This window comes from Mesorhizobium sp. AA23 (assembly GCF_001672435.1).
In the GTDB taxonomy this organism is placed as follows: domain Bacteria; phylum Pseudomonadota; class Alphaproteobacteria; order Rhizobiales; family Rhizobiaceae; genus Mesorhizobium.
In genome coordinates this window covers 39,359-52,351 of the sequence record NZ_LYTP01000001.1, presented here as the reverse complement: position 1 = coordinate 52,351, position 12,993 = coordinate 39,359, and the positions used below count along the sequence as shown (strand labels likewise).

Annotated in this window: 12 protein-coding genes and 2 pseudogenes; 12 read left to right on the top strand and 2 right to left on the bottom strand. The window is 58.2% G+C overall.

Annotated elements, in window-relative coordinates; genetic code table 11:
• Positions 1-241: 241 nt before the first annotated feature.
• From A9K66_RS28950 to queE, 8 genes and pseudogenes are all read left to right on the top strand, one after another.
• Positions 242-472 (top strand): annotated as a pseudogene (locus A9K66_RS28950) (GAF domain-containing protein); the annotation flags it as partial.
• Between the two features lie 611 nt (positions 473-1,083).
• Positions 1,084-2,193: a histidinol-phosphate transaminase gene (gene hisC, locus A9K66_RS00225; RefSeq protein WP_067318708.1), complete on the top strand. Its 1,110-nt coding sequence runs from the start codon at positions 1,084-1,086 to the stop codon at positions 2,191-2,193.
• A gap of 128 nt (positions 2,194-2,321) precedes the next feature.
• Complete coding sequence (locus tag A9K66_RS00220) at positions 2,322-3,350, top strand: LLM class flavin-dependent oxidoreductase (protein WP_067318705.1); 1,029 nt, start codon at positions 2,322-2,324, stop codon at positions 3,348-3,350.
• Between the two features lie 557 nt (positions 3,351-3,907).
• Entirely contained in the window at positions 3,908-4,039 is a 132-nt protein-coding gene (locus A9K66_RS30940; RefSeq protein WP_245307330.1) for a hypothetical protein, read from the top strand.
• A gap of 613 nt (positions 4,040-4,652) precedes the next feature.
• Complete coding sequence (locus A9K66_RS00215) at positions 4,653-4,901, top strand: helix-turn-helix transcriptional regulator (protein ID WP_067003779.1); 249 nt, start codon at positions 4,653-4,655, stop codon at positions 4,899-4,901.
• Positions 4,902-6,146: 1,245 nt separating this feature from the next.
• Positions 6,147-6,845: a 7-cyano-7-deazaguanine synthase QueC gene (queC, locus tag A9K66_RS00210; protein ID WP_067318703.1), complete on the top strand. Its 699-nt coding sequence runs from the start codon at positions 6,147-6,149 to the stop codon at positions 6,843-6,845.
• Positions 6,845-7,201 carry a 6-carboxytetrahydropterin synthase QueD gene (queD, locus tag A9K66_RS00205; RefSeq protein WP_067318701.1) on the top strand — a complete coding sequence of 119 codons (357 nt, stop codon included), beginning with the start codon at positions 6,845-6,847 and terminating at the stop codon, positions 7,199-7,201. The genes queC and queD overlap by 1 nt, the downstream gene beginning before the upstream one ends.
• Positions 7,198-7,932: a 7-carboxy-7-deazaguanine synthase QueE gene (gene queE, locus A9K66_RS00200; protein WP_067318699.1), complete on the top strand. Its 735-nt coding sequence runs from the start codon at positions 7,198-7,200 to the stop codon at positions 7,930-7,932. The genes queD and queE overlap by 4 nt, the downstream gene beginning before the upstream one ends.
• Before the next feature lie 304 nt (positions 7,933-8,236).
• Here queE and A9K66_RS00195 read toward each other — a convergent pair whose 3' ends face one another.
• Positions 8,237-8,563, bottom strand: coding sequence for a hypothetical protein (locus A9K66_RS00195; RefSeq protein WP_156315229.1), 327 nt, complete (start codon positions 8,561-8,563; stop codon positions 8,237-8,239).
• Between the two features lie 795 nt (positions 8,564-9,358).
• Between A9K66_RS00195 and A9K66_RS00190 the strand changes: the two genes are divergently transcribed.
• Both A9K66_RS00190 and A9K66_RS00185 read left to right on the top strand, forming a co-directional pair.
• Positions 9,359-9,637, top strand: a complete 279-nt coding sequence (locus A9K66_RS00190; protein ID WP_067318693.1) for an acyl carrier protein — start codon at positions 9,359-9,361, stop codon at positions 9,635-9,637.
• Positions 9,638-10,846, top strand: a complete 1,209-nt coding sequence (locus A9K66_RS00185; RefSeq protein WP_067318691.1) for a beta-ketoacyl-[acyl-carrier-protein] synthase family protein — start codon at positions 9,638-9,640, stop codon at positions 10,844-10,846. It begins immediately after the preceding gene.
• Here the strand turns inward: A9K66_RS00185 and A9K66_RS31565 are convergent.
• Positions 10,833-10,987: pseudogene (locus A9K66_RS31565) on the bottom strand (LysR family transcriptional regulator); the annotation flags it as partial. The gene A9K66_RS00185 and the pseudogene A9K66_RS31565 overlap by 14 nt on opposite strands.
• Positions 10,988-11,155: 168 nt before the next feature.
• On the opposite strand from A9K66_RS31565, the gene fabG reads away from it, so the two are divergent.
• Positions 11,156-11,893, top strand: a complete 738-nt coding sequence (fabG, locus tag A9K66_RS00180; RefSeq protein ID WP_067318688.1) for a 3-oxoacyl-[acyl-carrier-protein] reductase — start codon at positions 11,156-11,158, stop codon at positions 11,891-11,893.
• Between the two features lie 482 nt (positions 11,894-12,375).
• On the top strand, positions 12,376-12,966 hold the full coding sequence (locus A9K66_RS00175; protein WP_067318686.1) for a NodA family N-acyltransferase: 591 nt from the start codon (positions 12,376-12,378) through the stop codon (positions 12,964-12,966).
• The last annotated feature ends 27 nt before the right edge of the window (positions 12,967-12,993 follow it).

The window sequence follows — 12,993 nt, the reverse complement described above, 5'->3', positions numbered from 1 at the left end:
GAATTTCCTTTCGCGAATGAAAGAAAGCTCGATTGACTCTCCCGCCCCATTCCGGTCTCGTGAATCAACGTCCGGTTGCGGCGTGCAAAAGTCAGTCGATGGTCGCGATTCATGAAAGGAAGCCCATGCGCCAGACATCGCCCCGCGGTGCACTCGACGACATCACGGCGCCCCGACTTACGGCCATGGCGTTTTTCGCGCTTGCCTGTGACCGGGTGACGACCTCAAAATCCGCAACCAAGCGGTGGATCCGGCCTTCAACGCCGCCGACAAGGACGTGCTCGGGGCGTCCGACAACATGAAAGTGTCGTTCATCGGCGTACCCATTCGCGTCGAGGCGAACGTCGTGGGCACGCTGACCATCGACCGCATCCTGGACAACAAATCAGCTTCCCTCCTCGACTACGACCTCCGCCTCCCTACCACAATCGCCAATCTGGTTGGGCAGATAGTGAAGCTGCATCGCCTGTTCCAGGCAGCGGGAGCGTCAATCGGCAGAAACGACTTTGACTGCTGCCACGAACAGTGTTTCTTCCGCGGCGCCGTGAAAGAGCGGACCGGGCAAAATGGTGCTGCAACTGGGGCCGATGATGCCAGCCAGGCCGGCCACGCCGCCGAATGAGGCTGCTCCCGCCGCTACGGTCCCGTCCGTCGTCAGCGATCAGGCACCGCTGGCGCCTGCCAGCACAGCCTCTTTAAAGGTGCGAGTATGCCAGATCGCGAGCGTGTCATCGCGGCCGTGGAGAGTTGTGGCTCGGGTGCAGGCAAAGGCGGCGCCTGCTTGGACTGACGCCGCGCCAGATTGGATACACGCTGAGGAAATACGGCATCAAATCAAGCGTCCGTGAAAGGACGACCGAGGCAAATATCAGGGACAAATCAAGCTTTGGTGGTTTGGCGGAGCCTTGGCGCGATGACGAGTGGATGCGGAGCGTCGGGCCAATTCGACCCGGGAGGACAGCCCGCCCGACCTCACGGGATCAATGTGCTGACAAAGGCGGTGTGAACGCACCGTCGGTCGGCCATGTGCTCTAGACCATCAGCTCATCCCGAATTCCCTCTACGACTGAAACGGAGAAAAACATGGCCGATGCAAAACTTCAGAGTGTGCTTTCGTCTCTTTCGCAAGTGGCGATACAGTTAGATGCTCTGCCATCCGATAGACCAGCGCCAGATTCAAGTTGGGTAAAACTAAACAAGAATGAGAACCCATTCCCGCTTCCGGCAATCATAATGAAAAGTGCGATTGCAGCTCTCGAAAGTCAGTATTTATATCCAGAAGACGATAACATTAGCTTGAGGCAAGCAGCCGCCAATGCCTACAGTGTCTCCATGGATCAGGTAATCGCCGGCAACGGATCGTCTGAACTGCTTGGACTTGTCTACAGAGCTTTCCTTGCCCCGGGGGATAGCGTGGCGATGATGTCGCCAGGTTTTTCGTTCAACCGCAAACTTGCCACGTTGCAGGGTGCTCAATTTGTCGAAATCGAATTTAGTGAAGACCATTCCTTGCCGATTGAGCAATTGCTCGTCGGTCCTGCAAAGGACGCCAAGTTCATTCTGTTAACCAATCCGAACAATCCGACCGGAACGTTCGTTCCGGTGGCCGATATCGAATGCCTGGTAGCGAAATCGGACCGCTTGATCGTGCTGGATGAGGCCTACGTCGACTTTGCACCCGAGAATGCTCTACGCCTCATCAATCGCTATTCGAACCTTCTGGTCTTAAGAACATTTTCCAAAAGCTATGCTGCCGCCGGCATTCGCGTCGGTTTCGGTTTCGGTCACCCTGAAGTTATTGGCAGGCTACGCAACATCCAGAACGTCTTCAACATGAATGTGGTCGGGCATGCGGTTGGTATCAGCGTCCTTGCGCACCGCGCCGCCTATCTAGACAACCACAGACACATCAAGCAAGAACGACAGCGAGTGACGCGCGCACTGTCGCAACTTGGGTTTTCCGTAATTCCTTCTCACGCAAACTTCTTGCTAGCCCGCGTGCCAACGGGACAGGACGGCTCATGGTGGCAATCAGCCTTTGCAAGGCAAAAAATACTTGTTGCCGTCTTTCCCGATAAAGGTTTGGAAAATGACATCCGCGTCAGCATCGGTACAAAAGAGCAAATGGATGCATTTCTTTGTGCCGCTAGTCGTATTAGTAGAACATTTAATATGTCAAGATCCGCGCGTTAGATAGCATAAGGCTCTGCTTTTAGCATTTCGCAGGCAACAATACGCGCGATTACACAACCGAGAGATTTTTGAATTGCTTGAATACGCAAGCAATTGGACTTTTTGCGTCAAAAATTGGAGACAATATCATGAATAAGGCCTTTCCTTCAGACCTAGCTGTCGGCATCTTCGATCATCTGGACGAGGACGGCCTCGATATCGCCCGACAGTACGAAGATCGCCTGATGTTAGCGGAAGCGTGCGATCACCTTGGGTTCTATGCATATCATCTCGCAGAGCACCACTGTACCCCACATGGGAGAGGTCCATCACCGAATCTGTTCTTGTCGAGCGTAGCCCAGCGAACCCGGCGCCTTCGTGTCGGCCCGTTGGTAATGCTGCTTGCCCTCTATCATCCGCTACGCGCGTTCGAAGAGATCTGTATGCTGGACCAATTGAGCGGTGGCAGGCTCGAACTTGGGATAGGGCGCGGCTCGCTCCCGATCGAATTGGGCTACTTTGGGATTGGCTCGGACGCGGCGCCAGACCACTATGCGGAAGCCAGCGAAATTCTTATCAATGCGCTGAAAGGCGGCACGCTATCCTATCAAGGCCGCCATTTTGAGTTGAACAGCGTTCCGTTGACGCTAAGAACTCATCAGCGTCCACATCCGCCGACTTGGATCGCCACGAATCGACCGGAGTCGGCAGCCTGGGCCGCTGCGAATGGCGTGAACATCGCGTGCGTGGGACCTTCCTCTTCTGTTCGCACAATCACTGATGCCTTCCGCGCCGGTCGAGAGCACACCGGTGAGGCGGACGACCAAGCGCCATTTCTTGGATTGCTCCGAATGGTCGTGATTGGGCGTTCTGAAACAGATGCACGTTTACTCGCCGCACCAGCTTACGAACGGTGGCTCAAGAGCTTTAAATTCCTTTATGATCTCAATGGCATGCCGACTCCACCAAACCTGCCGCTGACCTTCGATGCAGCAATCGAGAAGGAACTGTGCGTAGTAGGAACGGCAGCTTCTGCGGGACAAGCTCTTCTTGATCAGCTGGAAGCGGCAGGTGCAAACTACCTCCTTTGTCAACCGGCGTTTGGGAATCTGTCGTTAGATGCTTCCCTATATACCGCAACTGCGATTCAATCCGCAATTATGGCTCGAGTTGGCTAACCCCGGTGCGGCAGCGCTCTTAACATGCGTCCATCACAGACAGCACCCTAGATAGCCGGCCACACGTCAGGTCTGCGAGCCAGCTTGGACAGGCACCCAGTTCCTCGTCGCGAATGTCCTCGAACGAGGCGTAGTTGAGATCGTAGAGCTCGCAGTGATGTCCACCCGCGGCCAATAGCTGGTCGTGGTTGCTTCAGCGGTCACGTTCGCGTGTCCGCCGAGCAGCCCCGTGTTCAGCGGAGCGGCGAACATGCCGGAGCGTCTCAGGCAGGGCTGCCCAGAGAAAGTTAGTCATATATGAAGGCAATCTGATCGGGAGAGCCTTGGTCGACTTGGACTGACCGGTGGCGGCTTGTGGATGAGGAGAGGGAGCCAATGAGACGTGTGTATCAGTTGAAGCAGCGCCTCGGCAGGAAATTCGAAGAAGAGGTTCAATTCTTCAGAGGCTGGCAAAAGGATAAAAGAAGAGTGGGCGCGCTCATGCCAACCTCTGCTCATGCCAACGTCTGCTCATGCCGCGCGCCGTATGGCAAAGTGTCATTAACGTGGCGTCCGGGATGCCAGTTCTTGAGCTCGATGCAGGAACCGGCGTCATCACCCAGGCGATCCTGGAAAGAGGCATCAAGCCGCAGCAGCTGGTTTCGGTCGAATATTCCAAGGATTTCTATCAGCGCCTACAACCCAAATGATCCAACAACTGGAGAGATGACTCCAACAGGCCACACAGGGTTACGTATCTACCGCTCGCGCAAGTCGGCGAAATTGCTGAGCTGCTCAGCCGCATCGATCTCCTCATATTGTCGCAGTCAAATCCCAAGCTGCGTGACGTCACCAAGGAATCCCAGGCGCTTGGAGAAAGGTATCAACGGGTTATCCGAGTTCCGGCCATCTGGAATAGGTTGATTCGACACCATGATGACGAGAAACCCTTTATCGCACTGACATATCCGACGTGAGTCAATCACTCGCGGTGAATTTCAATTGCATCACCCGAGCCAGCAGGCATAACTCGTCGCGGTGGCCGAGGGCTGAGAGTTCCTGCTCAAGAAGTTCGGCGATGAGCAACCGCCGGGACCGCGCAGCGACTGGTACGGTACAGCGGATTAGGCCATCTTAGGCAGGCAGGTTCTTCGGACTTGATCAGAACCAGTTGAACCGCCATATACCGGTCCGGCCGCCAGTTAGGTTGCCCATGGACGAGACCGAACCGGTCGATGTCATTTATTCGACTTGCTACGAGCGCCAACTCGGGGGGAACTCTCCCGAGCTGTCAGGCGCCTTTGCTCTCCTTCGAGGTGGTATATGAAAGATTCGCGCATTCCCGAGCCAGTCTTGAAGGCTATGTTGGAGGGAACCCACATCATCCGTGCTTATCGTGAGCACCTTGGATATTCCGTCGACGACCTGGCGGTGGCGTGCGGGTTAGCCGCTGAGGAAATCCTGAACATTGAGTCCGGTCTGAGATACAACAAGGGTTATCGAGATCGGATCGCGAAATCGCTGTCCCTACCCGTGGGAATTCTTGAGGCGGACATATTGGACGCGGCCTGATCAGGGAAGACTCGTTGCCGTTGGGTCTGTCGGGGAGCAAGTCGCGTACGAATCAACTCACCGACAAGCGCATGATCCAAGTTATCATTGCTGATCCGTCGATTTTAGACGACGGGGCAGCGACGGCAATGGCGCTTTCGCCGAAGCGCCCGCCTTGCCCCGAGGAGTTGCGCGAGCACTCGATCTCCAGGCTCGATAGTCAACGCGCCGCTCTAAAGCGGCGGCACGCGCGTTGAGGCGTGTCTCTGTGCAGAGTTCCGGGCGGGCGCCGATAGCGCTTTCCGGCTCGCGCGCAACCTAACCGCCAAGCAGTCGCATCGGCGAACAATTTCGCGCCAATCCCTGTAACATGAAGTAGCTCACTGGGCAGCGGCCGTGCGCCGGAACGTGATCGTCGCGCTCTCCCTGGCCGTGACACATCCGCGCACTACAGAGCATGCTGGTCCAGTTCTCCAACGGCGAAATGAAATGTGAGAAAGTGCCATTGACCATGCAAGAGCGGGTGACAAGGCCTTGTCTGTCTAACGCGACTACGCCCGTCTGGTAGCCTCGATATCGGATGCGATCCGCTGGACCTCCGAGTCACCATCGACCCGCACGTCGAAAAGCAGGACACCCCGGCTCCTCGTGGCTATCTCTGCGGTTTTTTGGTTGAAGCTTAGGGGAGTGAGCGGACGCTTTCGACCGCCGTCTGGAAAATCGCCAAATCCAGTTCATCCAACGCCATGTAGGCTATTGCGCGCAATATAGGGTGATTGCAACGACGCACACGGCTTGTTCACAGGTGTCGGCTCACGACCAATCCTTTAGCTGGTTTGGCCGCTCGGCCACCGACGGATTCTTTTCCAGTTCGAACTAATGCTGAAGCGGGCGCGCGCACTGTCCTTGAGCTTGGGCTTTTGCACTACCGCCGTTGACGAACTCCCTTTCCTCCCTTGTTGCTTCGCCAATTCGCGGGTGGCCTATGCAAGCGTCCGCTCTCGAAACCCAGATTTCGAAGGTCAGCTTCTTTCCCAGCCATGCCGCGAGGTCGCTTCCCATCTGTCCTTCTGAGCATGTGCTTGGGCTTGGACATCCACGAACGAGGCTCAGCCCCGCGTCGGGACCCTGCTGCACCACCTTCTGCACCACGACACGTCAGCGCATCAGACTCCCACCGGGTTCACAACGCTGACTCGCTGAGATAGGAGGGGCGCAGAGAAATCTCCGGTCGCAGCCTTACCCGGTCAAAACAAGGATACCACAATGAAGACTCTCGTCATCTGCTCCGGCGGATTGGACTCCGTTGCCCTTGCTCACAGCGTGGCAGCGGAGCACGCACTCGCCGGCCTCCTGTCCTTCGATTACGGCCAACGGCACAGGAAAGAATTGGGCTTCGCCGCTCTGTGCGCGGAGCGACTGAACACTATGCACCAGATCATCAACATCCCCGAAATCGGCCGCGGCCTTTCCGGTTCAGCGCTGACCGATTATGTCGACGTGCCGGACGGACACTACGCCGAAGACACGATGAAGATCACGGTGGTGCCGAACCGGAACGCCATCATGTTGGCAATCGCCTTCGGTCTCGCCGCCGCGCACAAGGCCGAAGCGGTGGCGATGGCCGTACATGGTGGGGACCATTTCATCTATCCAGATTGCCGTCCGGCCTTCATCGAAGCTTTCCAGGTGATGCAAGACCGCGCGCTCGACGGCTACGCGGCGATTCGCCTTTATACCCCGTACGTCAACCTCACGAAGGGCGACATCGTCGGGGATGGAGCAAGACACGGAACCCCATTTGCGGAGACCTGGTCGTGTTACAAGGGCGGCGAGCTTCACTGCGGACGGTGCGGGACCTGCGTGGAGCGGCGCGAGGCGTTTCATCTCGCGAGGCACGCTGATCCAACCGACTACGAAGACGGCGACTTCTGGCTCGAGGCGCTGCGGAGGAGGAGCGCCTGATGTTCCGCATCACCAAGGAATTCCACTTCTCGGCCTCGCATCAACTAACCTCGTTGCCACCCGATCATCAGTGTGCGCGCCTGCACGGGCATAACTACATCGTCGAAGTGGAGCTATCGGCGAAGGACCTGGACGCGCACGGCTTCGTGCGCGACTATCACGATCTGGCGCCGCTCAAACGCTATATAGACGACAGCCTGGACCATCGGCACCTCAACGAAGTGCTGGGACATGAGCAAGTCACGGCGGAATACTTGGCCAGACATTTCTATGAATGGTGCAAGGCACGTCTGCCGGAAACCGCGGCCGTGCGGGTGAGCGAAACCCCGAAAACCTGGGCGGAATACCGGCCGTGACGGAGACGCGTCCTGCAATTCGTGTGAGCGAGATATTTGGGCCCACGGTCCAGGGCGAGGGAGTGCTCATTGGTTTGCCTACAGTCTTCATCAGAACCGGCGGGTGTGACTACCGGTGTTCCTGGTGCGACAGCCTCCATGCGGTGGACAACCAATTCCGCCGCGAATGGGAGATGATGCCGATCGATATGGTGTGGCAAAGCGTCGTTGGGCTTTCCGGTGGCCGGCCAGTGATGGTGTCGCTGTCGGGCGGCAATCCGGCGATTCAGCCGTTCGGTACGCTGATCAAGCTTGGCCATGGTGAAGGCTACCGTTTTGCGCTGGAAACCCAAGGTTCGGTGGCCAGGGACTGGTTTGCGGATCTTGACGTGCTGGTTCTCAGCCCAAAGCCGCCGTCAAGCGAGATGAGGACGGATTGGGCTGCATTCGAAGCGTGCATAGAAGCGGCGCAGGAGAAGCCACAAATCGTGCTCAAGCTCGTTGTTTTCGACGAGAATGACTACGCCTACGCCAAAGACGTCGCCTCGCGATTTCCGTGCCTTCCGGTCTATCTGCAACCCGGCAATCACACGCCACCGCGCCCTGGCAATGAAGACGCATCTGTCGACCTGGACGGAATAATCAAACGCATGGAGTGGCTTGTGGAAAAGGTGACACGCGACAGGTGGTTCGAAGCGCGCGTGTTGCCGCAGCTGCACGTTATGCTCTGGGGAAACAAGAGAGGCGTCTAGTGTCGCCTGTGCGGGAAATGCACCTGCGGATCTTCGGTTCGGCGGGTTGGCCCCATCTGGCGGCGCTGCCGGGTACTTGAGGCCGAGATGGTGTCGGACGCTTCGAAAGTGAGGGCACACCGGAGCGGCTAGGCTGCCGCTCCGGTGTATGGTGGCCGCCATGGGGTGGATACGCTGCATCGAAACAAACGATTTTATCAACTGCCCGGTATCTCGCATTGATCCTGCACCGGACCGCATCGACCATCCGCTGCCTCTGTCGCGTAAAAAAGGGGCCCGGAAGGGGAAAATCTTCCGCATGAGCTCAGACGCGCGCTGGAAACTGTCCTAGGGAGGAGTTGCAGCAGGCCGAGAATGTCAGACTCAACGCCGCTTCGGGAAGGGTGTTCGCTACCACGAACGGAACAATGCTTTGGGCCGAACGATCCGCGATGCGCGCGAGCCTGATGACGCCATGGTTTTCGACCGTCTCGACCGCTCCACCGATCCATATCTTGTTGGCTGTGCTGCTGTCGGGCCACCGCTCTCCAGCGCGTCCGCCTTGCGCCGATACGGGATGGCTGACTTGTCCACGTAGCTTCGCCCAATCCGCCCCCCGGCCAAGAAGGATGCAGTGGCGAAAGTAGTTCATGGCGCTGAACATCTTCCTTGGGCGATCACGATGTCCTGGCGATGCAGGCCTGAAAACGTTCGAGCGGATCGATGGTGTTCGCAAGCCCGACCCACAGGATGAACCGCCCTGCGGATCGGTGACCTTTGTGCCTTGTGCTATCCGCCCGCGCTTCGTCGAAACCCGAGAGCGAGTGGGAGGCGGTGAGCATGTAGCAGCGCCCGAGACGTGCCGAGCTTTTGCGTGGAGTGCCCATGCGGATGCATCTGTAGCATTATCTCCCGCAACCAGAGGGCTTACCGGATCCTTGAAATGTATCCACGGCGTAGATGCGTCTCATCGAAACAAACGATTTTATCAATCCTCCGAAATCTCGCATCTGACGACAGCACCTCACACACCACTATCGTGAGACGACTGCGAAAAAAGGGCCGGAAAGGACAATCTATCCATGAGCTCAGACGTGCGACGAAAGTTGTGCTGGGAAAATGAGTTGTAGCTGGCCGCCGTTTCGAACTCTCCGACTTCTTGCGGAGAACCTATGGACTGACTGGGGTATTCACCCAGACCCATTCGAAGGCGGCCGAGCCGTTTGAAGACGGTCCACTTTGCACATCCGAGATGCTCGGCGTGCCGGCGCTAAATCGGGTGGCGGCAACGCTCTTCGTCATCGACCCCTACCCCGCAGACCATCTCTATAATCAATTGGTACTCGTGAGTGGCACAAGCCTAGTCAGGGACGATTTTCGCGACGCGGCTGGCAGAGGCATGGCGCCGCGCCCCACGTCAAAATAGCTGAAATGGAAAGGAACGGAAATGACTGATCAACTCACAACGGAAATCATTGCCATAATAAAGAAACGCGTCGAGTCAGAGAATGGTGAGGGGACCAAGCTATCCGTCGGCGAAATAACGACTACGACGGAACTGACTGGCCTCGGCATCGATTCACTGGGGTTAGCGGACGTGCTCTGGGACCTGGAGCAGGCGTATGGCATCAAGATCGAAATGAACTCGGCCGAGGCTTGGTCGGGTGTCCAGAATGTCGGCGGCATCGTGGAAGCTATCCGCAGCTTGCTTGCCAAGGCCGCTTGAATGGACAGACGCGTTGTCATCACCGGTATAGGCGGGCTGTGCGGGCTAGGCACCGATGCCGCCTCGATTTGGACAGGCATGCGCGAAGGCCGCTCGGCCATCGGCCCGATTGTCAATTCAGAACTTCATGGTCTGGAGGGCATAATCGGCGCCGAGATCAAAGCATTGCCTGAGCACGACATTGACCCCAGGCAACTCGTCTCCATGGCCCGCTGCAGCCTGCTTGCCGTACTTGCGGCGCACGAAGCCATGCGCCAGGCCGGACTTTCCTGCGATGAAGGAAATGCCCATCGCTTCGGCGCTACAGTGGGCGTCGGCTTCGGTGACTGGGAGGCGACCGAAAAGGCCTACCGCGCCCTCCTTCTGGACGGCGCGGCGCGCGTGGGTCTCTTGACTGGAGTAAAGGGGATGCCGAGCGCAGCTGCCTGCCATGTCAGCATGAGCCTCGGCTTGCGTGGGCCGGTCTTCGCCACCACCTCCGCCTGCGCCTCGGCCAACCATGCGATCGCATCGGCCGTCGACCAGATCAGGTACGGGCGAGCCGACGTGATGCTTGCCGGAGGCAGCGACGCGCCCTTCGTATTTATTGTGGTGAAGGCATGGGACGCCATGCGCGTACTCGCTCCGGATACTTGCCGGCCCTTCTCCGCCGACAGAAGGGGCGTAGTGCTGGGCGAGGGTGCGGGCATGGCCGTGCTGGAAAGCTATGAGCATGCCACGGCGCGCGGCGCCACGATCCTTGCCGAGATCGCAGGCATCGGCCTTTCCGCCGATGCCTTCCACATCGCCGCGCCGGCTGTCCATGGACCGGAAGCGGCGATGCGCGCCTGTCTTGCCGATGCCGGGCTGAATGCCGAGGATGTGGAGTACCTAAACGCGCATGGCACCGGCACCAAGGCCAACGACGAAATCGAAACGGCGGCGATCAGGCGCGTCTTCGGTGACCATGCTAACTCGCTGTCCGTCTCCTCCACTAAGTCCACACACGGCCACTGCCTCGGGGGAGCGAGCGCGCTCGAAATGATCGCCTGTGTGATGGCGATCCAAGAGGGTGTTGTTCCGCCGAGCGCGAATTATCGCGAGCGGGATCCCAAATGCGATCTCGATGTCACCCCCAATGTTGCCCGCGAGCGCAAGGTGCACGTGGCCATGAGCAACGCTTTCTCCATGGGTGGCTTGAACGCAGTGCTGGCATTCAAGCAGGTGTAGAACCCATGCGAAATGTCTCCCGTAACTCTATCTCTCGTATCCAAATGCTTGCCGGATCACAGTTGTGAAGGTCTGCCTTTGGACCGTTTCGGTGAATGCGCCAAGTGGCAGCGGAAGCTCGACGAGCCTGGGCCCCGTTTTTGCAGATTTCTCAACTGAAGCGATTTGGACGTACCGCGGAAGGTTAAGCGACGCCTTCGGTTCGGCTCGAGGGCTTGTCCAAAGCTTTACCCGACAATGTCTGGAGGCACGCAGGGCCGCCAGTGACCGCTTCCGTGCGAAGCCGGTCCTTAGAAAGGGAATCGATAAATGTTCGATCTGACCGGCCGCAAGGCGCTCGTCACCGGAGCAAGCGGTGGAATCGGCGAGGCCGTGGCGCGGGCGCTGCACGCGCACGGCGCAACCGTCGGCCTGCACGGCACGCGTGTCGAAAAGCTCGAGGCGTTGGCTGCCGAACTTGGCGGGCGGACAAAACTGTTTCCGGCGAACCTTTCGAACCGCGACGAGGTCAAGGCCCTGGGCGCAAACGCGGAAGCCCAACTCGAAGGCGTCGACATACTGGTCAACAATGCCGGCATCACCAAGGACGGGCTTTTTGTCCGCATGTCGGACGCGGACTGGGACGCGGTACTCGAGGTCAACCTGACCGCCGTGTTCCGGCTCACACGCGAACTGACCCATCCGATGATGCGCCGCCGCAACGGCCGCATCATCAACATCACCTCCGTGTCCGGCGTAGCCGGCAATCCCGGCCAGGCGAACTATTGCGCCTCAAAGGCTGGCATGATCGGCATGTCGAAATCGCTGGCGCAGGAGATCGCGACACGCGGCGTGACGGTGAACTGCGTAGCGCCGGGCTTCATCGAATCGGCCATGACCGACAAGCTGAACGACAGGCAGAAAGAAGCGATCATGGCCGCCATTCCGGCCAGGCGCATGGGCACCGGCTTGGAAGTCGCCTCGGCTGTGGTCTACCTAGCCTCGAACGAGGCCGCCTACATCACCGGCCAAACCATTAATGTCAACGGCGGCATGGCAATGATTTAGCCTAAAAAGTTCAGTGCGCCCCGATGACGCGTATCAACAGTGCAGGAAGGTTCCCACCCAGATAGCGGTCGGTTGGTCTGGCAACTGACGAGCCGGTCGGTCGGGCAACTGGCGAGGTCGAGGGTCGTGATCAAGGCCGCCTTCGGCGGAGGCTTAGATCAAGTTCTTTGAAGCGCATGCTTTCCTATCCATAGCGTGGATGCATTCATTCGAAACAAACGATTTTGCCAATTCTGCAGAACGTCGCATAGCAAGATTTCAAAGAATGCAAGCCAAAGGGCAATTATCCATGTTGTATTGGCTCCGAGCAGTTTTTTCCGGCGTACGCCTGACGGTGTGCTCGCAACACAACGGAGTCCCTTGGTCATTGCGGCTAGTTTCTTCGGTGACCTGCGCAAGCTGCATCGAGCCGGCTCGATGCGACAAGCATCCCCCTGCTAGGCGCTTCCCCAACAAAACAGCAACAAAGATGAGGTGTTTCCATGTGCTCTGACGTGCGGTGGAGGTTGTGCTGGGAAAATGACTTGCAACAGACCGACCACGTCGAACTCTCCGAGTTCTTCCAAAAAACCTACGGACCGACTGGGGCCTTCAACTCAAAGCCATTCGAAGGCGGCCGTAGCTGGGCCGGTGCGAGGCCGGAGCTCCGCGCAATCAGCTACGACGCCCACGGCGTAGCGGCTCATATCGGCATACTCCGCCGTTTCATCAAAGTTGACGAGGTCGAGCTCCTGGTGGCCGACCTGGGGCTGTACGGGGTGCGTCCGGATCTTGAGGGACAAGGGATCGGTCATTCAATGCGCGTTCTATATCCGGTATTGCGGCAGCTTGGGGTTCCATTCGCTTTCGGCACCGTTCGGCGCGCGATGCGGAACCATATGGAGAGGTTCTGCAGAGACGGCATGGCGGCGATTGTGTCGGGCGTTCGCGTGCGGTCCACTCTCCCAGATGTGTATCTGGACCTGCCGCCCACGCGCGTCGAGGACGTGCTCGTCCTGGTTGTGCCGATTGGACGCTCGATGAGCGAGTGGCCATCCGGCACCCTGATTGTTCGGAACGGTCCGGAGCTATGAAACATCTTGAAGTGCCGGGTGATCGCA